At 45.2% G+C, this 21,120-nt stretch carries 20 protein-coding genes and 1 pseudogene; 9 read left to right on the top strand and 12 right to left on the bottom strand.

Translation table 11 applies throughout. From position 1 onward, the window contains the following. The first annotated feature begins 1 nt into the window (after position 1). From ACYQ1O_RS04720 to ACYQ1O_RS04680, 9 genes and pseudogenes are all read left to right on the top strand, one after another. Positions 2-1,963 (top strand): ORC-CDC6 family AAA ATPase, encoded by a 1,962-nt coding sequence (locus tag ACYQ1O_RS04720; protein WP_459990477.1) that lies wholly within the window; start codon positions 2-4, stop codon positions 1,961-1,963. After that, positions 1,960-2,886 (top strand): hypothetical protein, encoded by a 927-nt coding sequence (locus ACYQ1O_RS04715; protein ID WP_459990476.1) that lies wholly within the window; start codon positions 1,960-1,962, stop codon positions 2,884-2,886. The genes ACYQ1O_RS04720 and ACYQ1O_RS04715 overlap by 4 nt, the downstream gene beginning before the upstream one ends. A gap of 177 nt (positions 2,887-3,063) precedes the next feature. Then, positions 3,064-4,235, top strand: a pseudogene (locus ACYQ1O_RS04710) (IS3 family transposase). A 430-nt stretch (positions 4,236-4,665) separates the two neighbouring features. Then, positions 4,666-5,103, top strand: coding sequence for a hypothetical protein (locus ACYQ1O_RS04705; protein ID WP_459990475.1), 438 nt, complete (start codon positions 4,666-4,668; stop codon positions 5,101-5,103). Positions 5,104-5,114: 11 nt separating this feature from the next. After that, positions 5,115-6,107, top strand: coding sequence for a hypothetical protein (locus ACYQ1O_RS04700; protein ID WP_459990474.1), 993 nt, complete (start codon positions 5,115-5,117; stop codon positions 6,105-6,107). 446 nt (positions 6,108-6,553) lie between these two features. Beyond that, the gene (locus ACYQ1O_RS04695; RefSeq protein ID WP_459990473.1) at positions 6,554-7,951 is read left to right on the top strand and encodes a CmpA/NrtA family ABC transporter substrate-binding protein; all 1,398 of its coding nucleotides are present in this window, start codon (positions 6,554-6,556) and stop codon (positions 7,949-7,951) included. Between the two features lie 136 nt (positions 7,952-8,087). After that, complete coding sequence (locus ACYQ1O_RS04690; RefSeq protein WP_459990472.1) at positions 8,088-9,104, top strand: ABC transporter permease; 1,017 nt, start codon at positions 8,088-8,090, stop codon at positions 9,102-9,104. A gap of 60 nt (positions 9,105-9,164) precedes the next feature. Further along, complete coding sequence (locus tag ACYQ1O_RS04685; RefSeq protein ID WP_459990639.1) at positions 9,165-10,868, top strand: ABC transporter ATP-binding protein; 1,704 nt, start codon at positions 9,165-9,167, stop codon at positions 10,866-10,868. Positions 10,869-10,960: 92 nt separating this feature from the next. After that, entirely contained in the window at positions 10,961-12,289 is a 1,329-nt protein-coding gene (locus ACYQ1O_RS04680) for an alginate export family protein (protein ID WP_459990471.1), read from the top strand. A 79-nt stretch (positions 12,290-12,368) separates the two neighbouring features. Here the strand turns inward: ACYQ1O_RS04680 and hypE are convergent, their stop codons facing one another. The 12 genes from hypE to ACYQ1O_RS04620 all read right to left on the bottom strand — a co-directional run bounded on the left by hypE (position 12,369) and on the right by ACYQ1O_RS04620 (position 20,947). Beyond that, positions 12,369-13,412, bottom strand: coding sequence for a hydrogenase expression/formation protein HypE (gene hypE, locus ACYQ1O_RS04675; RefSeq protein ID WP_459990470.1), 1,044 nt, complete (start codon positions 13,410-13,412; stop codon positions 12,369-12,371). 39 nt (positions 13,413-13,451) lie between these two features. Further along, complete coding sequence (ccmE, locus tag ACYQ1O_RS04670; protein WP_459990469.1) at positions 13,452-13,886, bottom strand: cytochrome c maturation protein CcmE; 435 nt, start codon at positions 13,884-13,886, stop codon at positions 13,452-13,454. Beyond that, entirely contained in the window at positions 13,883-14,047 is a 165-nt protein-coding gene (gene ccmD / locus ACYQ1O_RS04665; protein ID WP_459990468.1) for a heme exporter protein CcmD, read from the bottom strand. Before ccmD ends, ccmE begins: the two co-directional genes overlap by 4 nt. Further along, positions 14,044-14,805 (bottom strand): heme ABC transporter permease, encoded by a 762-nt coding sequence (locus ACYQ1O_RS04660; RefSeq protein WP_459990467.1) that lies wholly within the window; start codon positions 14,803-14,805, stop codon positions 14,044-14,046. The genes ccmD and ACYQ1O_RS04660 overlap by 4 nt, the downstream gene beginning before the upstream one ends. A 167-nt stretch (positions 14,806-14,972) precedes the next feature. Next, positions 14,973-15,866, bottom strand: coding sequence for a hypothetical protein (locus ACYQ1O_RS04655; RefSeq protein WP_459990638.1), 894 nt, complete (start codon positions 15,864-15,866; stop codon positions 14,973-14,975). A 56-nt stretch (positions 15,867-15,922) separates the two neighbouring features. Beyond that, complete coding sequence (ccmB, locus tag ACYQ1O_RS04650; RefSeq protein ID WP_459990466.1) at positions 15,923-16,597, bottom strand: heme exporter protein CcmB; 675 nt, start codon at positions 16,595-16,597, stop codon at positions 15,923-15,925. After that, the gene (gene ccmA / locus ACYQ1O_RS04645; protein ID WP_459990465.1) at positions 16,597-17,211 is read right to left on the bottom strand and encodes a cytochrome c biogenesis heme-transporting ATPase CcmA; all 615 of its coding nucleotides are present in this window, start codon (positions 17,209-17,211) and stop codon (positions 16,597-16,599) included. Before ccmA ends, ccmB begins: the two co-directional genes overlap by 1 nt. A gap of 221 nt (positions 17,212-17,432) precedes the next feature. Further along, on the bottom strand, positions 17,433-17,561 hold the full coding sequence (locus ACYQ1O_RS04640) for a type II toxin-antitoxin system PemK/MazF family toxin (protein ID WP_459990464.1): 129 nt from the start codon (positions 17,559-17,561) through the stop codon (positions 17,433-17,435). Continuing rightward, positions 17,545-17,745, bottom strand: a complete 201-nt coding sequence (locus tag ACYQ1O_RS04635; protein ID WP_459990463.1) for a hypothetical protein — start codon at positions 17,743-17,745, stop codon at positions 17,545-17,547. The genes ACYQ1O_RS04640 and ACYQ1O_RS04635 overlap by 17 nt, the downstream gene beginning before the upstream one ends. A gap of 136 nt (positions 17,746-17,881) precedes the next feature. Then, the gene (locus ACYQ1O_RS04630) at positions 17,882-19,168 is read right to left on the bottom strand and encodes a hypothetical protein (RefSeq protein ID WP_459990462.1); all 1,287 of its coding nucleotides are present in this window, start codon (positions 19,166-19,168) and stop codon (positions 17,882-17,884) included. Continuing rightward, a complete protein-coding gene (locus ACYQ1O_RS04625) occupies positions 19,152-20,261 on the bottom strand; it encodes a nucleoid-associated protein (RefSeq protein WP_459990461.1) in 1,110 nt (369 codons plus the stop codon). Before ACYQ1O_RS04625 ends, ACYQ1O_RS04630 begins: the two co-directional genes overlap by 17 nt. Before the next feature lie 161 nt (positions 20,262-20,422). Further along, positions 20,423-20,947, bottom strand: coding sequence for a gamma carbonic anhydrase family protein (locus ACYQ1O_RS04620; protein ID WP_459990460.1), 525 nt, complete (start codon positions 20,945-20,947; stop codon positions 20,423-20,425). Between the last annotated feature and the right edge of the window lie 173 nt (positions 20,948-21,120).

The raw sequence follows: 21,120 nt of genomic DNA, 5'->3' as shown, positions 1-21,120 counted from the left end.
TATGACGACTTCAGAAACCAATATCCTTGCAAAGACAAGAGCTGAAGAACATGATGCCGATATTTGGGGTGAGTTTTATATCCCCCCATATTTTAATCGCTTATCTTTAAAAACCGCCACAAAATCCACTTACATCATAGGTAAACGTGGTTGTGGAAAAACAATGCTTTTAAAATACTTAGATTATCACACGGCATTTTCTAATAGGCGTATTGAAATTCAAGATAATGAAACATCACATATTGGTATTTACTGGAGGGTCGATACGCAATTTTGTAACTCACTAAATTTTAGGGGATTAGAAGAACACGAGTGGATTTCAATTTTTGAATCTTACTTTGCACTGGTAATAGCAATTGAAATTAGCCGTTCATTAAAAGCTATTGCGGAAAGCTCTTACAATAAATTCGATATTAATTTATTTAATACTTCAACGATTCCTTCTCTTCCAGATTTTCATCCAGATTACCCTGAACGATTAAATCAATTAGAATTTTTTTTAGAAACCAACAGGCGAAAGTTTTCATCTTGGGTATCCAATGTAGCTGCTAGTCAGAAACCATTCCTTCCACCTGGAAAAACATTCTTGGAAGAATTTATTAAAGACATTAAAAGGATAAAAGGATTAGAAAACTCATCTTTTTACATCTACATAGACGAAGTTGAGAACCTAGTTCCATACCAGCGCAGAGTACTAAATTCATTTTTAAAACATAGCCAAAAACCTTTGATTGTTAGTTTTACATCAAAAGAACTCTCAAAGGAAACAGCAACTACGGGAGCTGAATCAATAAATGCAACGCATGACTTCAACCTTTTTTCTTTAGATGAGGAGTTTTTAGATGAAAATGAAAGGAAGTTATTTTTTGCAGAAGTTTTTTTGGCTAATTTAGAATTAGCCAAAAATAACCAGGGTAGCGAGCTTCTTAAAGTTCTTAGGAATTTAAATTTGCTGGAATATAGAAGTCAAGAAATTTATAGGCAACAGATACTTAGTGACATAAAGAAGAGGTTCCCTAGTAAAACGTATAGACAATTAGCCAATAATGCCATCAACGAGCCCAGCGCTACTAATGTACTAAAGGATAGAATTTCAAAAGGTATATCCAATCACTCAACTGAAAAATCAGTTGAAGATTTCTTACAATATAAAAACATTCCTGATGCCTTATTAATAGTACCTGCACTTTTAAACCGTCCTAAGCAAACACCGGAAAAAATATTGGAGGAGTTAAATAAATATTCAAATTCTAAAAAAAGTAAATTTGATGACTTAATTCCAAATAACTTAGTTGGTGCTTTGCTTGAGTTATATAGGCCTTATAAAGGGCTTTGTCCGATTTATAGTGGCTTTGACACATTTTGCACTATGGCAAATAATAATCTCAGGCATTTTTTAATTCTTTGCTATAAAGCCTTAGAAGTTGCAGACTTAGCAGATGAAAATCAATATGAAATTCCTGTTGAAACACAAGCTCGAGCAGCTTATGAAGCTGCTGATCGGTTAATTCGTGAAATTAAAACTTTTGCTCCTTTAGGTGAACGACTGCGAATGTTTGTGTTAAGGCTGGGCAGCGTATTTAGGACGCTTCAAACCATTCCAGCTATGAGTGAACCCGAGCAGAATCAATTTACTATTAATTCAGGGAGCAGAATATTAAGTGATGAAGAAACGAATTTTATTTCTGAAGCCATAAAACATTCGATAATAACAGAGCAGCTAGAAACTAAAACCAAGAGCATAGTTGGCAGAGATATGGTTGATTACCAATTGAATCCTATTTACTCACCTTATTTCCAAATAAGTTATAGGAGAAAAAGAAAAATTGAAATTTCTGTTGAAGATTTTCAAGTGTTAGCGTTTGGTACAGAAAATGACTACACAGAGCTTTCAAAAAGAATCGTAAAAAATACAAAATTATCAAAGGATAAACATCCACAAATAGACATTTTTTCACAATGAAGTCACCAGTTATTTTTTTAAACAGTTCTCATGCAAACTCTAAAGAATTGTCACTTTATCCTGAAAGTGTGCTTTTTCATGGTGATGTGGTTGACGAAAGGGGGGAATCGGCTGTCAATTTTGAAAGTAACTTAATTACCGATCGCGTGCTTATAAGTTATGATTCTGAAAAAATGTTGTTGAACGTTAACGGTGTAACTATTAATGCTGATCGAGCAGTGGAATTATTTATTCCATATCTCACTAATAAAAATATCATATTAGAGGCTACCACACTTACAGTACCAGAACTGTTTTTTGCGGTTAAATCACTAATAAGCTTAAATGTTTCTAGCTTTTTGATTATTTACGTCGAACCAAAAGAATATAAACGCGAGAGGCCAGCAGCTGATTCATTTGCATTAACCGAACAAATTGTTGGATATAAACCAATACCTGATTCCATACTCGATTTATCTGGTAATGACGTAGAAGCTGGGGTATTTTTTCTCGGTTTTGAACCAGATAGACTAGAGCGGGCTTTAGAGGAATATCAAATGATTTCATCAAAAGACTTAAAGTTGGTATTTGGAATACCAGCTTTTCAACCAGGCTGGGAATTGAACTCCATAGTTCCGCATTTAGAGATTATCGGGAATTGTTCAATTTCATATTGCGCTGCAAATGATCCAAGCTCAGCTTATGAATCTCTAGAAGAAACACGTTCTTCCTTAATGGATGGAAATAAAATGTTTGTCGCCCCTATTGGGACAAAGCCATGTGGAATTGCATCAGCTATTTTTGCAAGTCTTCATCCTTCTCAGGTTGGCTTATTGTATGACCATAGAAAGAAAAAAGGTAAGCGATCTGAAGGGGTAAGCGTCTGGCACAGATATTATATAAAGTTGCGTATAGAACATTTCATGCCAAAAATCACACAATAGACCTAAATTAAATCAATCATTGTAGAGCAAATACTGATGACACACTAAGTTGGCGCCTATCCAAATGATAGGGATTATCAGGTATTTTTGCTTTATTGTATTGCAGACCTTTAAACCGATAGGGCTACACTAAACCGGACACACAATTAAAATATCCGAAACTAATTGTGATCCGAAATGAGCAGAGAAAAACCTAATAGCTATACAGCAGAATTCAGAGAATCGGCAGTCAAGTTAGCCAATGAATCCAATCAATCAGTGGCTCAGGTGGCGAAAGAGCTTGGCATCAACGTCAATACGCTCCATACCTGGATTGCCAAATACGGCAAAGCCAAAACGACTGATAACCCCAAACGAACTGATGAGCATCTTTACGATGAACTAAAACGCTTGCGTAAAGAAGTGGCCCGCTTGACGGAGGAACGCGATTTATTAAAAAAAGCCGCGGCGTACTTTGTCAAGGAGCAGCGGTGAAGTACGCCTGGATTCAGCAACATGCCCCCGATTTTGCCGTCAACAGGCTCTGTCGACTGATGGGCGTTTCAAGAAGCGCTTATTATGATTGGTTACACCGTTCGCCGAGCAGCACTGAAAAAGACGATCAGGCCTTAACGAAAATCATTGTGGAAGTCTTTAAGAAGAGTCGGGCTACTTACGGAACTAGACGACTTAAAAAGGTGCTTTTTCGACAAGATCGAATGGTCAGTCGCCGCCGCATCGGTCGCTTGATGCGTGATGCGAAATTGGCTTGTACCCAAGGGCATAAATAAAACAAGGCGGAGATTTAAAGCGACGACAAACTCCAAACATAACCTTCCGGTTGCCGATAACCATTTGGATCGGCACAAGCAGTACAGCGACCGAACCAGGTCTATGCGGGCGACATCACTTACATCCATACCCAGGAAGGTTGGTTGTATTTAGCGGTGGTGATTGATTTGTTTTCCCGGCAAATCGTTGGCTGGTCAATGGCCGAACATATGCGGGCCAAGCTGGTAAATGATGCGTTATTGATGGCTATTTGGAAGCGCAAACCAGCAAAAGACCTGCTCTGGCATACCGACCGGGGAAGCCAATATGCTTCCGAAAGCCACCGTTCATTATTAAAGCAGTACGACATTCGCCAGAGCATCAGCCGTAAAGGCAACTGCTGGGATAACGCCGTATCGGAAAGCTTCTTTCATACCTTAAAAACTGAGCGGGTTCATCATCAGACTTTCCGTAATCGGGATGAAGCTAGGCAAGTTGTGTTTGAATATATCGAAGTGTTTTATAACCGTGAGCGACTACATTCCACCAACGGCTATTTGTCGCCCGCAGACTACGAATTGCAGCAAAAGGCTGCTTAACCATGTGTCCGGAAAAGTGTTGACACATCATTTATTGGTGCGCCTGTTAGAAGAACCCCCCAAAGTGTTAGTGCAAGATTGGTGGAAAGACGGCGATTGAAGAAGTGCTTCACCACGATTTACCTGCCAGTTATGACAGAATCACGTTTAAGGAGGTATCAGACAACGTGTTTGAGTTAATCGTAGATTTTGCCGCCAATGGGAAGCGATGGGCGGCGTAAAATGCAGAAAAACAATCAAACTTAAAGAATGAAAAATAACAAAAAAATTAAAAACTGCAGGGAGTCGCTATTTTTGCGAAAGATTGCTTCGGCCTCCGTGCCGGTCAATCAGCAAAAATCACGCGACCGCTCTTGCCTTCGGCTGCCCCAGCCGTCCTGCTTCTCTCGTCTGCCTACCCAACAAGGGGATAGGCGACATCGTTACCGCAATGACTCGACGCGATTTCGGACAGCCTGCATTTTCACTACGCAAAAAACGCTTCGTGAAAACACAAGCACTATCGCTTCTGGGGACTACTCGACTCCTGTCTCGCAGCGCTGGACTAAAAGAAAAAGACGTTGAGGTTGGCTACTTGTATAGGACCAGCGCTAAGCAATATCGCGCGGTGTTAGCCATGAAAGGTGACTTTATTATTTATGCACCCAGCGTGGAAGGGGCTGCATCATTAGGCACAAATACAAAATTGCCATTTGAAAACCAACCTTTTAAAAAATGCCAAATCGTTACCTTTGCCAAAAAAGATTATCAAGCCTTTGACTTCAATGGTGTTGAGGCCATCAAACATCAGTTAAATGAGTTACAGTTGGCAGAAGCCATTTCACAGTGTAACGCTAAGTCTGCTATCGCTACGCTTTTGTCTGAATAACGGGGCAACGGATGGCGTGCAGTTATGCCACAAAAAAGACTGATTTTTCCGAAGGCGTGAACTTTGTCGACACTAATCTTGGTAAGACACTATTGCCTTGTTTTGCAGGGAGTCGCTATTTTTGCGAAAGATTGCTTCGGCCTCCGTGCCGGTCAATCAGCAAAAATCACGCGACCGCTCTTGCCTTCGGCTGCCCCAGCCGTCCTGCTTCTCTCGTCTGCCTACCCAACAAGGGGATAGGCGACATCGTTACCGCAATGACTCGACGCGATTTCGGACAGCCTGCATTTTCACTACGCAAAAAACGCTTCGTGAAAACACAAGCACTATCGCTTCTGGGGACTACTCGACTCCTGTCTCGCAGCGAAAGTGAGCTACTCCAAGAAATGGCAGAGCGTTATCAATATAATTTGATTACCCGTAATTGCGTTACCGAACTGTTTAAAACCATCAATCAAGCTTTGTTACAGCAGAACAATCAGGGTATCAACCCATCCAATCAAGCCGAACGGGTTAAGCAAGAATCTACCCAACGCTTGGGCGGCACTCTTTCTACAGATTTCAATTTTATTCCTTATGTATCGTTTCAGTCGGTACAAGATCACTATAACGTAACGGCAAGTTCGGTAATAAACTCCTACCGCAATCAACAATTAGACATGCTTTATGCCCGGAATAATGGGTTGATGAACGTATTGCGCGAATCGAATACCTTCACCAGTTCGGTGTACCCCTATAATCCAGACGATGCTTTTTTTATTTTTTTTACCGATGACAATGTCACCGTAAGACCCGTTTTGGGACTGTTCAATACCGCCGCAGGCATCGGCCAAACAGTATTTGGCATCTTTAGCTGGCCCTTTGACGCAGGAAAAAATCTTTCGGCTGGCGCGACAGGCATTTTAATGAGCTTGCCCGAATTGGTGTTTTTTAATATACGCAAAGGCAGCTACAAGTATTTGTCGTACCGTCAATTTATTGATACTGAAAAATCGACACATTAAGCATCCTAAGTGTTGGTGACAAAAACGCTTCCCACCTGTGTTTTCCAAACCGCACGAATCAAAAGCCATTGCCCAAAAACGGAACCAATGGCACAACAGCATCTTAAATAAATCACATAATTCGTTCAATTTTGGTGCAAAAATACAATATTTCGCACAGAGTATGCCCTTTTGGTAATGGGTCGATTGTGTTTTTGTCCGTAATGATTACCCAAAAAACTATCTAATAAAACACAAACTACTGTTTTTATTTGATTTATTTTATTGCGCGTTAATTTTAAAATATTGGCATAAGAACTGCTAAACATTAAGTAGTGACTCCAACGATGGAGTCAACCCTTAAGCTCACAGCCGAGCAATCTGACAAAGGCGTCGAGAAACCGTGTTTAATACATAGGTTTTGAGACGTTTTTTTTTGCCCAAAATTTTATACAGGATTTTCTTTTATGAACCAAGCTAGCAAATTTTCCTTGACCAGACTGGCTCGCGCATTCTCAGCGGCTGCGGTTGTGACTTCATTAAGCTTTTCGGCCTCGTTAAGCGCGGCTGAGTTGGAAAAAGACAGCTTAAAATTTGGCTTTATCAAATTGACCGACATGGCACCTTTGGCGGTGGCTTTTGAAAAAGGCTTTTTCGATGACGAAGGCTTGTCGGTGCAGTTAGAAGCGCAAGCCAACTGGAAAGTGTTGTTCGACCGCGTGGTCAGCGGCGAATTGGACGGCGCACACATGTTGGCGACTTTGCCATTCGGTGCGGCGATTGGCTACGGTACAAAAGCCGACATTATCAGCCCTTTCACCATGACTTTAAACGGCGACGCGATTACCGTTTCCAACGATGTCTGGAGTCAAATGAAACCGCAAGTGCCGATGAAAGACGGCAAGTCGGTACACCCTATTAAAGCTGACACCTTGAAACCGGTATTGGAAAAATACAAAGCCGCCGGCAAACCCTTCAATATGGCGATGACTTTCCCGGTCGGTACCCACAACATGAAATTGCGTTATTGGTTAGCCGCAGGCGGCATCAACCCAGGTTTCTATGAGCCACCTGCGGACACCAGCGGACAAATCAATGCCGAAGCGATGTTGTCGGTAACGCCGCCACCGCAAATGCCTGCAACCATGGATTCCGGCACCATTGTCGGTTACTGCGTGGGCGAGCCTTGGAACCAACAGGCGGTATTTAAAGGCATTGGCGTACCCGTCATCAGCGATTACGAACTGATGAAAAACAGCCCGGAAAAAATCTTCGGCCTGACCAAAGATTTTGCTGAAAAGAACCCGAACACCACGGTTGCCGTTGTTAAGGCTTTGATCCGTGCGTCGATGTGGCTGGATGCGGAAAACAACAAAAACCGTAACGAAGGCGTGGAGATGTTGTCGCAAAAAACCTACGTGGGTGCGGACTACGAAGTCATCGCCAACAGCATGAACGGTACCTTTGAATACGAAAAAGGCGACAAACGCGCCCTGCCTGATTTTAACGTATTCTTCCGCTATAACGGTTCTTACCCTTACTACAGCGATGCAGTGTGGAGCTTGACGCAAATGCGCCGTTGGGGACAAATCAACGAATACAAACCCGATGCTTGGTACATGGAAACGGCTAAAAAAGTTTACCGCCCCGACATCTACATGAAAGCAGCCAAAGCCTTGATTGCCGAAGGTAAAGCCCAAGCCAGCGACTTCCCGTCTGACAGCGAAACCGGTATGAAACCCGCTTCTGCCGATTACATCGACAGTATTGCCTTCGATGCCAGCAAACCGAATGATTACTTGAACAAATTCCCTATCGGCTTAAAAGGCAAACAAAAACTGGTTGGCGGCAAAATCGTCGAATAAGTTTTCTTGCCAGGATGCCGGCACAACGTTGGCATCCTGCCGCTAGCATGACCCTCTGATAGCTTGTCGTGGTTTGTGCAAGGACGCACTTTTTTCATGCAGGCCTAGATATTCCGTCTCTTTTAAGGAGCGAACAATGAGCAATCAATTAATAAAATTTTTAAACATTACCGGCCTGACCTGGTTTGTGCCGTTTGTAAAAATCGCCGCTGGCGAAAATCCTAGCCAACAAGTACGTGAGCTGTTTTTAATCATGGGCGTACCGATGATTGCTTTCGCGCTGTTTTTGGGATTGTGGAGCTTTTCCGCCTCGCAAATCAGCACTAGCTTAGGCGCAATTCCAGGCCCGGCCTCGGTTTGGTATGAAGCGGGCGGTTTGCTGGACGAGCATTTTGCCGAAAAAGCCAAAGAAAGCGAATATTACCTACGCCAAACCGAACGCAATGCCAAAAAATTGGCAGAAAACCCTAGCGCAGAAATTAAAGTGCGGCCTTATAACGGTCAAAAAACCTATTTGGATAAAATCGTCACTAGTTTATACACCGTGTTTACCGGCTTTATGATTGCTTCTTTGGTGGCAGTGCCTTTAGGTTTGTTGTGCGGCATGAGCCCGGTTATTAACACCGCCATCAATCCGTTTATCCAAATTTTTAAACCCGTCTCGCCATTGGCCTGGCTACCGATTGTCACTTTAGTGGTCAGTGCGCTGTATGCGGGCGGCGACGGGGCGTGGTTTGAGAAATCTTTTATTACTTCAGCGGTGACGGTCACCTTATGCTCGTTATGGCCGACATTGATTAACACCGCAGTGGGCGTGTCATCCATCGACCGCGACTTGGTCAACGTCGGCAAAGTGTTGCGCTTAGGTTGGGCCACCCAAGTGAAGAAAATCATTTTGCCATCGGCCTTACCGTACATATTTACCGGCATGCGCTTGTCGCTGGGGGTGGGCTGGATGGTGTTGATTGCTGCGGAAATGCTCGCGCAAAACCCAGGTCTTGGCAAATTTGTCTGGGACGAGTTCCAAAACGGCAGCTCCAACTCGCTAGGCCGGATTATGGTGGCTGTGTTTACCATCGGTATCATCGGTTTTATTTTGGATCGCATCATGTTATCGCTGCAACGGGTGTTCTCGTTCGGCAAAGCCATGTAACAGGAGTACGCCATGACCGCCGCCCAACTTAAAGTCATCGACATTAATAGCAAAAAAACCATGCCCACGAATCCTTCAAACGACCCATGCTTGCCATTGGTTGAGTTAAAAAACGTCTGCAAATCTTACGGGGAAGGCAAAGATAAATCGTCGATCCTTAAAGACATCAACCTGAGCATTAAGGAAGGTGAGTTTATCGCCATCGTGGGTTTTTCCGGCAGCGGCAAAACCACGTTGATCTCGCTGATTGCCGGTTTAATCCAAGCCGATAGTGGCGAGCTGCTCAAAAACGGCCTGCCCATCACCGAACCCGGTCCAGACCGTGGCGTGGTGTTCCAAAACTACTCGCTGATGCCTTGGCTGACGGTTTACGAAAACGTGGCCTTGGCGGTTGACCAAATCTTTAAAGATTGGACGGCGGCGCAACGCAAAGCCCATGCTGAACGTTATGTACGCATGGTCAACTTGGGCGCGGCGATGAACAAGCGTCCCGCCGAGTTATCCGGCGGTATGCGCCAACGGGTCAACGTGGCGCGGGCGTTGGCAGCGAATCCTGATATTTTGCTGCTCGACGAACCACTCAGCGCGTTAGACGCGTTAACCCGTGGCAATCTTCAAGACGAAATTTTGCAAATCTGGGAACAAGAAAAGAAAACCGTCATTTTGATTACCAATGATGTCGATGAAGCCATTTATATGGCGGACCGCGTCATTCCGCTCAACCCCGGCCCGAATGCCACCTTTGGACCGGCGTTTACCATCAATATTGACCGTCCGCGTGACCGCACCGCCCTTAACCACAACGACGAATTCAAACGCCTGCGCGCCGAAATCACCCGTTATTTGATGAACATCGGCATGGCGAAAACCGACGTACAAAGCGACAAAATTGTTTTGCCCAATGTCCGCCCCAACACCAGCAATGATTGGCAAGCCGATTCATCCGCCTTAAAACCGCCGATGAACGATTTGGGCCGCCCCCGCTATTTGGAGTTTTCGAAACTATCGAAAATCTACCCAACGCCCGATGGCAACAGCACGGTAAAGGTAGTGGATGGCTTTGATCTGAAAATGAAAAAAGGCGAATTCATTTCCATTATCGGGCATTCCGGTTGCGGCAAATCGACGGTATTATCCATGACCGCCGGTCTGAACAGCATTTCCGAAGGTGTCATCATTTTGGATAACAAGGAAATAGCCAGCGCCGGCCCAGACCGTGGCGTGGTGTTCCAAGCGCCCAGCTTGTTCCCTTGGTTGACCGCTTATGAAAACGTGATTTTAGGCGTCGATAAAGTTTATCCGCATGCCAACAAAGGCGAGCGCCAAGACATTGTTGAGTATTACCTGACCCGTGTCGGCTTAGGCGATGCCATCCACAAAAAAGCCGGTGACATGTCCAACGGTATGCGCCAACGCGTCGGCATCGCCCGCGCCTTCGCCCTCTCACCCAAATTATTGTTGTTGGATGAACCGTTCGGCATGTTGGATTCGTTAACGCGCTGGGAACTGCAAGAAGTATTGATGGAAGTCTGGCAACGCACGCAAGTGACCGCCATTGTGGTCACCCACGATGTCGACGAAGCCATTTTGCTGGCTGACCGTGTGGTGATGATGACCAACGGCCCGCACGCCAAAATCGGCAAAATCCAAGAAATTGACCTGCCTAGGCCGCGTACCCGCAAAGATTTGTTGGCACATCCTGATTACTACAAATATCGGGAAAGCATCCTGAGCTTCTTAACCGAGTGTGACCACACCCATTAAACGCATAAAGCCGATTGGTAACGTTTTAAACATTAGCCAAGTACGCCCGCCGTATTCTACTGATTACCCATTTTTTATTTTAAGGAGACGTTATGTCCAAACAAGCCAACCCCCTTGTGCTAACGGCAAGCCTATTGTCATTAGCCATAGCCAGCAGCAGCGCCTTTGCGGTCAGTACCACCCAACAAATCGAAGACGCGCTTAATTTTCACCATTACGGCAAAAATGGCGCGGTTAAGTTTGACCTTAACTACCGTTACGAAAACGTCAACGAAGACAACCGCGTCAACGCGGCAGGTGTGCCATTAGCAGCTGGTTTGCAACCCAAAACCGCCCATGCCAATACCGCACGTTTGCGTTTAGGTTATCTGACGCCCAAATTCCATGATTTTCAAGGCTATGCCGAATACGAAGGCAACTTGCAATTGGAAGACGAATATAACAGCACACGCAACTTCAATACCGCCCATTCCGTCGTTGCCGACCCCGATTTCAACGAAATCAACCAATTATGGTTCACCTACACAGGCATTGCCGACAACGTCTTAAAAGTGGGCAGACAACGGATTAAATTGGATGACGACCGCTATATCGGCAACGTGGGCTGGCGGCAAATGGAAATGACCTATGACGCACTATTGTGGACCCACAACAACCAAACCTTGTTTGGCTTAGTGGCAAACGTGGGCTACATCGGTTCCATACAAACAATCACCAGCACCACCGAACATGTCGAAGCACCGTTTTTAAACTTAAACTACAAAATGGGCGATTACGGCAACTTGGTTGGCTACGGTTATTGGTTGGATTACACCGACATTGACAGCAAAGCGCTAATGCAAAAGTCTAGCCAAACCTACGGTTTACGCGCAACGTGCTGCTTAAAACCGTTGGATTCCGTCAAAATCAGCGAAAACTTCGGTTTGGCTTATACCGCCGAATGGGCGCACCAAAGCGATTACGGTCACGGCAGCGACTTTACCAAATATGATGTTGACCGCTGGAATTTGATGGGCGGCATCAGCGCCTACAACATCATGTTCCAAGGTGCTATGGAGCAATTGGGCGGCGGCGGTGTTGACCAGCACTTCGATACGCCACTGGGCACTAACCACGCCTTCCAAGGTTGGGCGGACTTGTTCTTAACTACGCCCAATAACGGTATCCGCGACGTGTTTGGCACCGTGATGGTGCCTTTCCAGCGGGGAGATTTGGTCATCAGTACCATCTATCATGACTTTTCCGATGATACCGGACGCTTCGATTATGGTAGCGAATGGGATTTCCAAGCCGTACAAAAATTCGGCAAGCATTATTCAATTTTGGCGAAATACGCCACTTTTAACGCTGGCGAAAACCTCGGCGGCTTTACCAGTACCGACACCCAAAAATTGTGGTTGCAAGGTAACATCAACTTCTAAGGTTTAGCCTTTAAAAGCAAAAAGGCGTATCGGTTTAAAGTCGATACGCCTTTTTTTGCCGCTTGATAATCGCCAACTTTTAACAAATCCTCGGCAATTGCTCGCCGCTCAGCAAATCCAACACCCGACTGACAGCCATTGCCGTTTGCAAGGTCAACAAACCTTTGTCGTGTGTCGCTTTTACTTTGCCGATAACCGCAGCTTGTTTACCTAGAGGATGTCCGCGCAAAACCCGTAACGCCTCTGCCGTTGCCTGTTCCGGCACAAACAAGGCAAAACAGCCTTCGTTGGCGATATACAGCGGATCAAAACCCAAAATCTCGCAGGCACTTTGCACATCGGCGTGAATCGGTAGCGCAGTTTCGTTGATTTCAATGGCATGGCGCGACGTGGTTGCCAATTCAATCAAGGCGCTTGCCAAACCACCACGGGTCAAATCGCGTAGGCAATGGATTGTCACACCTGCTTCGATTAAATCTTGCACCAAGCCCGACACATCCGCGCAATCGCTTTCGATAGTGCTGTCAAAAGCCATGCCTTCGCGTGCCAGCATAATCGCCATGCCATGCCGCGCCAGATCGCTGTTGATGATGATGTGGTCACCCACTTGGATCTGTGTAGGCGAAATGTCGGTTTTACCCGCCAGCACACCAATCCCCGCCGTGTTGATAAACACGCCATCGCCATTGCCGTGATCGACGACTTTGGTGTCACCCGTGACAATCTGCACACCCGCTTGTTCGGCGCTGTGCTGCATGGAGGCGACAATGCGTTGCAAGTCGGCAATCGGGAAACCTTCTTCGATGATGAAAGCGCAGCTTAAATACAAAGGCTTCGCCCCGCTCATCGCCAAATCGTTCAGCGTGCCGCACACCGCCAGTTTGCCGATGTCGCCGCCCGGGAAAAATAGCGGTTTAATGACATAAGAATCCGTGGTGAATGCCAGCCGTGCGCCGTTGATGTCCAGCACGGCGCTGTCGTGTTGTTGGTTGAGGATGGCGTTGCTGAACACAGGTTGGATGATGTTGCCCAGCAATTGCTGCATCAAGCGCCCACCGCCGCCGTGGGCTAGGGTGATTTGTTGGTATTGCAGGGGCGTTGGGCAAATCAGTGAAGTCATCATATTTATAAGGGCATTACAGTTTCCAAGCCACCGAGACCTTTACTTGCCTTCACTCTGCTGCTTCAAACTCGCCTTAACCTCAGGCGGCATGTAATTTTCATCATGTTTCGCCAATACTTCTTGGGCGACAAACACGCCGCGTTCGTCGAGTTTGCCGTTGGCGACAATGCCTTGGCCTTCGCGGAATAAATCTGGCAGGATGCCCGTGTATTCCACTGCGACTTCTTTGCTGAAATCGGTGAGTTTAAAGTGGACAGTCAAACCATCGCCAGGGCGTTGTACCGAGCCTTTTACCACCATGCCGCCTAAGCGAAATAGCGCGTCTTTGGGGGCTTTGCCGGCCATGACATCGGTGGTGGAGAAAAAGTACATCAGGTTTTCGTTAAAGGATTTCAGCGCGAAACCGACAGCCGTACCGATGCCGACCACCATTAAAATAATCAAAATCAAACGTTGTCTGCGTATCGGTTTCATGGGTTTTGGCGTTTTTGTTTTAAGGCAAGTTGACGTAAAAATTGTTTGCGCTGAAGGATGGGCAGGACGATATTTGCCAGCAGCACGACAAAGCAAATCCCGTAGCTTGTCCAAACATAAAAGGCGTAACCGCCCATCGCGAAGAATTCTTGTAGGCTCATTTTTGTTCCTCGATCATTTTTTTCACCCAATTGGCTGTGCGTTCACGCTGCAATAACTCCAACTTCGCGCGTTGCAGCATGGCGATCACATAGTAAAACTTGAACGCCAAAGCCATCAGCAACAGCGGCACTAACATGCTGACGTGGATGGAGGGTTTGTCCATTTTGGTAACGGTTGGGCCTTGGTGCAAGGTGTTCCACCACTCGACTGAATAATGGATGATGGGGATATTGACGACACCAACTAAGGCCAAAATTGCCACGGCTTTGGAGGCGGTACGTTTATCGTCGATGGCGTTGTACAGGCCGATTACGCCTAGGTACAAGAACAATAAAATCAATTCCGAGGTCAACCGCGCATCCCACACCCACCAGGTTCCCCACATGGGTTTGCCCCACAGCGAGCCTGTCACTAAAGCGATAAAGGTAAAACTGGCACCGACCGACGCACTGCTAATGGCGACAATTTCCGCCAATTTAATGCGCCAAATAAGGCCAATCGCGCCCGCTACTGCCATCATCATATAAATGAACAACGACATCCAGGCGCTGGGGACGTGGATATAAATGATGCGGTAGCTATCGCCTTGTTGGTAATCGGGCGGGGCGAGGTATAAGCCGCCGTAAAGGCCGCAAGCCAATAAGATCAGGAAAATGCCTGTTAACCAAGGCAGTAGCTTTTCGGTGAAGGCGTAAAAATGTGGCGGTGAGGCCATGCGATGGAAAAAGCGGCCTACCGAATCGGGAATGAGGAACATAGCAATACAGTGTCAAAATAAAAGCCCTTATTGTAAGGGATAAACGGCTTTTATTATTGGCTTTAGCGGTTTTAAGTCGAGGTGATGGTGGCGCAACGGACTTGTGACATTCAGATAAGAAGTGCAAAACCTGTTTTGCACTCCCATACCTTAATTACGCTTGAAGGTTAAGCCTTGCAATAAGACGGAATCCAGCTTTGCTCAATCATATGCTCAGGCACTTGGTTAAAATCAAACGCCAAACCGTCTTTAATCATCTGTTCAACATCCATCAACGCGCCCACTTCAGGAATATCGGCGAAGAACATTTTATACAGCGGACGCACCATCATTTTTGAGGCTTTCATGCCGTTGGGGCCGATAAAATTGCGGCGTTGACCAACATGGGCAATTTCGTCGATGGTGATTTCATCCAACAAGTCGTGCATCCGTTGGCAAACTTCTGGCTCGTCCGCCAACACGTCATCGAACAATTTGTGCAAATGGAAGTAATAAGACACGCCCATCAACTCGGTAACAAAGGCAGGCGGATCCATCAACAAGCCTGGCACTTTGGGGAATTGCTCGTAAATCCATTCTTTAACAGGCGTTAACGGCACCCACTCGACTTTATCCAAGCCGCAAGTGCGGAGCATTTCATCAAACAAACGCCAATGGCAGAATTCTTCCGCCAAATGCACGCGGCTGATTTTGTCTTCCACACTGTGCGAATTCGCCATATCTGGCACCACATCCCACGCACCTTTAATGCCCACCCATTCGTGGCGGGCAAATTTGTACATGCCGGTCAGCATTAAAGTCATGCGGTCTAAGGATTTGATGTCGTCATGCAATTCAATGTAATTTCGGTAGAACGCATCGGGGTCTGCCAAGGGCGTGCGTAATTGCACGGGATTGCTTTTAAAGTATTCCAGCTTGGCGCGTTTTTTCGCCAAATCCTTTTCCGCTTCATACAATTCACCGCCGTGATTTTGGGTGAATTCCCAATAATCGGCGAAGTTTTCTTGCCGCTGTTGCTGGGTGGCGGGTGTGAATATGGACAGAAATTTGTTAGACCCCATCATGCTTATCTCCAGTACGTTTTGAATAATAGTTTGGACGTTACAACGGTAAAACCTTAACTGACACTCATCTTTAACGCCGCCGCCGTCGGCCACGGCGCCAAGGTTAACGCCAACATCAACATGGCGATCAAAATATTGATTTGCGCGGTGATCGGCAAACCGCCCGCCGCCATTTCCACGGCATTGCTGGCAAAAATCAGCACCGGCACATACAAGGGCAACACCAGCAACGACAAAATCATACCGCCGCGCCGCAAGCCCACGGTCAGCGCCACGCCAATCGCGCCAATCAGGCTGAGGACGGGCGTACCTAATAATAAGGTCAACAACAGCACGCCCAACGACTGGTTGGGCATCCCTAAAAACACAGCTAACAACGGCGCAATCAACAACAACGGCAAGCCCGTCACCAACCAATGCGCGAATACCTTGCCTAAAATCAGAATCGACACCGGATGCGGGCTGAGCAACATTTGCTCCAAGGAACCGTCATCAAAATCCGAGCGGAACAGGCTGTCCAATGACAACATCGCCGCCAATAAGGCCGATACCCAAATAATGCCCGGCGCAATCGCTTGCAAAAGCTGCGGCTTGGCACCCACACCCAGCGGAAACAAGGTGATGACCAACACGAAAAAAAACAAAGGATTGGCAATTTCAGACCGGCGACGCAGGGCAAGCAGCAAATCGCGGCGGATGATGGCAAAAAAAGCGGCGGATAAAGACATCAGGCTAAACGGATACGTTGCACATCGACAGTAGGCAAATTCAAATCATGGTGCGAGGTTAACACAATCATGCCGCCTCGGTCACATTGTTCTGTCATCAATTGCTCAATTAAAGCAATGCCTTGCTTATCCAACGCGGTGAACGGTTCGTCCAAAATCCACAAGGCGTTATGGGTAATCAACAAGCGCGCCAAGGACAAGCGGCGTTTTTGTCCGGCAGACAAAGCCTGCGCGGGGACATCATCAAAACCCGCCAATTGCACCCGCGCCAAAGCGGCTTGAATGCTGTGCGTTCCCGCTTGCGCCAAGGCCAGCGACACGGTCAAATTTTCCAGCACAGTCAGTTCTTTTTTAATGCCGTCCAAATGCCCGACGTAAGCCATGTCCACGCGATATTGCACAGAATCAATCGGCTCGCCGCACCAACGCACCTCGCCAGCATCAGGTTCGCGGAAGCCGCATAAAATCCGCAACAACGAGGTTTTGCCGCTGCCGTTTTTGCCTTCCAAAAGTAACACTTGATGGTTTCGTAACGTAAAGTCCAAACCGCTGAACAACACGCGGTCATCGCGGATGCAACTGAGGTTATCGGCTTGTAAGGTTTGCTGGTTCATGAGGGGAAAATGACAGCCTCATCGCCTTAGCGCGGGCTATTTAGCTTTATCAAGGATTAACGGCAGACTATAACCTAAAGGCGGAGATTGCGCCAAGGTGGTTGCCTATTTAATGCCAGACCCAACGACCCAAAGCAAATCACAAGAAACAATCCAACTTGAAGTATTAAAAGGCTAGGTATACTATCGGCATTAGCCTCCTTTTTTAGTAAGAGAAACAACTATGTATGCCGTAGAATTTGAAACCCGCATAGACAATGTGAAAAAAACAAGGCTGGTCGAGTTTTTTTGATTTCCGTGCAAAGGATCGGATCAAGATTGACCCAATACACCTCACCGCGCTTTACCATTGCCAATCCTCAGAATCCGCATCGATGGGTAAATCCCCCAAACGGCTTCATCCTTTTTGGCATCATATTGCTCAAACCAACCTTCACGCGGCGTGTGCAGAGCTTCAATCACCAAAGTTTTGCCTTTCAAACGCAAATCCAACTCTTGCAGCACGTTTCTAAAAAAACCTAGTGGAATAATCACCCCCTCCAGCGAAAAAAACAATAAATAAAATACGTAGATAATGAACCTCAACTATGCAACTCAATACGCCTATCGGCTATTGCACTCAATGCGGGCTTACTTTAATTGTCTGACAATATTTTTATTCCTGTATTTCTCAGTATAGAAATCTATAAAGAATATAATCAATAAGACAAGCCCAGTGGATATGTGATTTATATAGAATAAAAGTTATGGATGTAACCACGGGAATCCACGATAACCAGCGATATAACCGTAGCACCCCATTTAAGTTAGAGACCATCTCCTTTAAAGAGTTAACAACAATTTTTAGTTCAGCTTGTATACCAGAAAACTCTAGACTTTCTTTGTCTTGATATTCAGAAAAAGCCAAAATACAACTTTTATCTATATTTTCTAGGTTTTTTTCTTGTATTTTTATCGACGAAAAAACCAAATAGGTTGTTAGCAAACTTCCGGCAACATAAAACCAATTTCCTAATTCTGAACCTTGCTTTTCAACCAAGGCTACGCTCGCAATGGTGATTGGTAGGCTAAAAAGTTTTGCACTTAAGCTGGCAACAACGTCAGTCATTTTTTGTGAAAATCCAGCCTGTTTTTCTGCAATTTCGGCTTTTAATTTTTGAAATGAAAAGCCATTAATATAGCTTTCCCATGATTTTTGGAAGCTATCTAATACCTCATCCCAATGTTGAACCAGATAAACAAAAGCTTCTTTATCGCTAGGCGCATTTTTTATAATCTCTGCTAACGCCATACGAAATGTAGCAATACGTTCTAACGCATGGATGCGATTATCTGATTGTTCTTGCATGATATTTTCAATAATGCCTACATTTGGTTGATAGCCCAGTATTTCTGCCGATAATAGAGTTTCTAAAACAACCGGATAAAACGACTTATCTGCTTTGCCTGGAACTACAAAGACAAGACGAAACGGCCCACCTGATGTCATTTTTTCATCATGATAATGGGCAATCTCGCCAAGTTTGTTTATTAAATTACAGGCCGCAATGACACAACTTAAATCTGCTGATTGCTCCGAATCGTCAACAAGCAAATTATCATCTATTAAATAAGTATTAGGTGTTAATGATCCTCTGCTCAGAGAGTCCGAAGACGCTATCCAGTGGCGAATATTTTTGTAAAATTTTCCATTTTCATTTTGTGGAAGGCTGACGCTGACATTAATATTTTTATTGGCAATGTCTTGAGGAAAAGATTCTTCAGATTCGGTATCAAATGTTTCATCATCAAGACTTATCTCTAAGTCAAATTTTTTAGATGACCATAAATTTTCTAAAGCCCCCTTGTTTTCATTTAAGCACAGCAATTCACCGCTAAACCGATCACCAACTAATTCAGGGCGATTCAGTTGTCGGTAAAGCTCAACTACTTGCTTAAATTCAGGACTTATTAGCATTTCTATCGTTTAATTCTTCTGTGATTTGTTTTTTGAGGTCTTCTGAACAACTAATAGTTAGCTTCCCCGTTTCCTCGTTGAAATACAAATCGCTGTTGCTTGTAGTTCCAAGAGCTGTTCTTCTAAAGTTGAGTTCCCAGCTATCTGTTTTAGAACGAATGCGGGTGTATTTTTTTAATTTGTCTTTACTTACGTTAAATTCAGCGGGAATTTGCCATTTCTCATTATTGGCATGTTCAATAAAGTCTTCTAATGAAGCGTGATGCTCAGCAGGAATGGCTTGCCTTATGGAATGTTCAATTCCTGCTAAAGTAGCGAGTTTTTCAGTCTCTAAGCATTTTTCGAAATATTCAACCAAAGAGTCGTTTGCTTGTTTCTTAAATGACTTCAGTTCTTTTTTATCGTTGCAATAAGCCTTTACGCATTTAAAGGCGTTATCGGTAGCAACGGTTGGCCGCACACCATCCCGACAATCTAACGCTTTTATAAAATAACCGGATGCATCTTTATTGGATCGGGGGCTAACAAAGCTCAAATAATTTAATACGCCATCTTCTGTATTAGTCGTATCATCCGATGTTTGCTTACTCTTTTGAAACTTATCCAAATTGATTCTTGCAGCTTGGTGGATTTTTGAAAGATCAATTTGAATAACATCTTCTAATTCAAGGTCTTGATTTATCTTCAAGGCATTTTTATTTTTTATCATCGCAACCAATAGAAATGCTTGCATTTTGGCGTTAGCGTAATAAGAAAACACCATGTAACCACCTGTTGATGATTGTTGCTCTTCGGCTTCACGGGTAATTTCTTTTAAACCGCTTATGCTAAAGGCAAAAAAACTGGATTCCGTATTATCTTCAATAAACGACTCAGTGTAATTGGAAAATTGATTCCTTAAGTCTTCCCTAGAAAATGTCCCATAAATAGCGTTATTTTCTTTTGTTCCGTATAGCTTATCTAATTCGCTAATCAACTTAAGAACAACATCAGATGAAACGGGTAAAAGCTTTTTTGCCGGGTTTACTTCTGCGGTCTTGGTTCCTGCAGTTTTGATTAATTCGTGAATTACTGCGTAATGGACAGTTATCATTAAAATTTCCTTGAAAGTATGGATGGGCGCTACCCTAACAATATAGTAGACAATCAACTAAAAAAGAACAGAGGAGTTAGAGTTAACCCAGAAAAACCAATCCTCTCAAATTAGTTTCAAGCCCATCCTTCTCACACAAAGCCGATCCAAAAAATACAACCCTACAAATACCGATTTTTCAAAGCCACATAATGCTCGGATGAATACTCCAAAAACTCACGTTCCGAGTCTTTTAAAGGCCGGGCGGGTTTGGCGGGAGCGCCTACGTAGAGGTAGCCGCTTTCCAGGCGTTTGCCGGGCGGTACTAATGCGCCTGCGCCCAGCATGACGTAATCTTCCAATACCGCGCCGTCCATGATGATGGCACCGATGCCCACCAAACAATAGTCGCCAATGGTGCAGGCGTGTACCACGGCACGGTGGCCAATGGTCACGCCTTTGCCGATCACCAGTGGATAGCCTTGTGGCGAAAATTTGCCGGCATGGGAAACGTGCAGCACCGAGCCGTCTTGCACGTTGGTGGCGGCGCCAATGCGGATGCTTTCAACATCGCCGCGCACAACGGCGGTAGGCCAGATGGAGACGTCGTCGTCGAGTGTGACGTTGCCGATGACAACGGCGCTGTCGTCGATAAACACGGCTTGACCGATTTGGGGGGCGTGGTTGTTGAAGTTTCTGATAGACACGTGATGTTCCTCGAATTTGATGTGATTATCGTGCGCAAGCACTAAAAATGGCTTGATTATCCCCTAGCGTCACAAATTTTGCTAACGCTTCCCTCGCTGCGAGACAGGAGTCGAGTAGTCCCCAGAAGCGATAGTGCTTGTGTTTTCACGAAGCGTTTTTTGCGTAGTGAAAA

It is taken from the genome of Methylosoma difficile, from assembly GCF_054657615.1.
The sequence above is the reverse complement of the archived record's forward strand: the minus strand, read 5'-3'. Positions and strand labels throughout refer to the sequence as shown.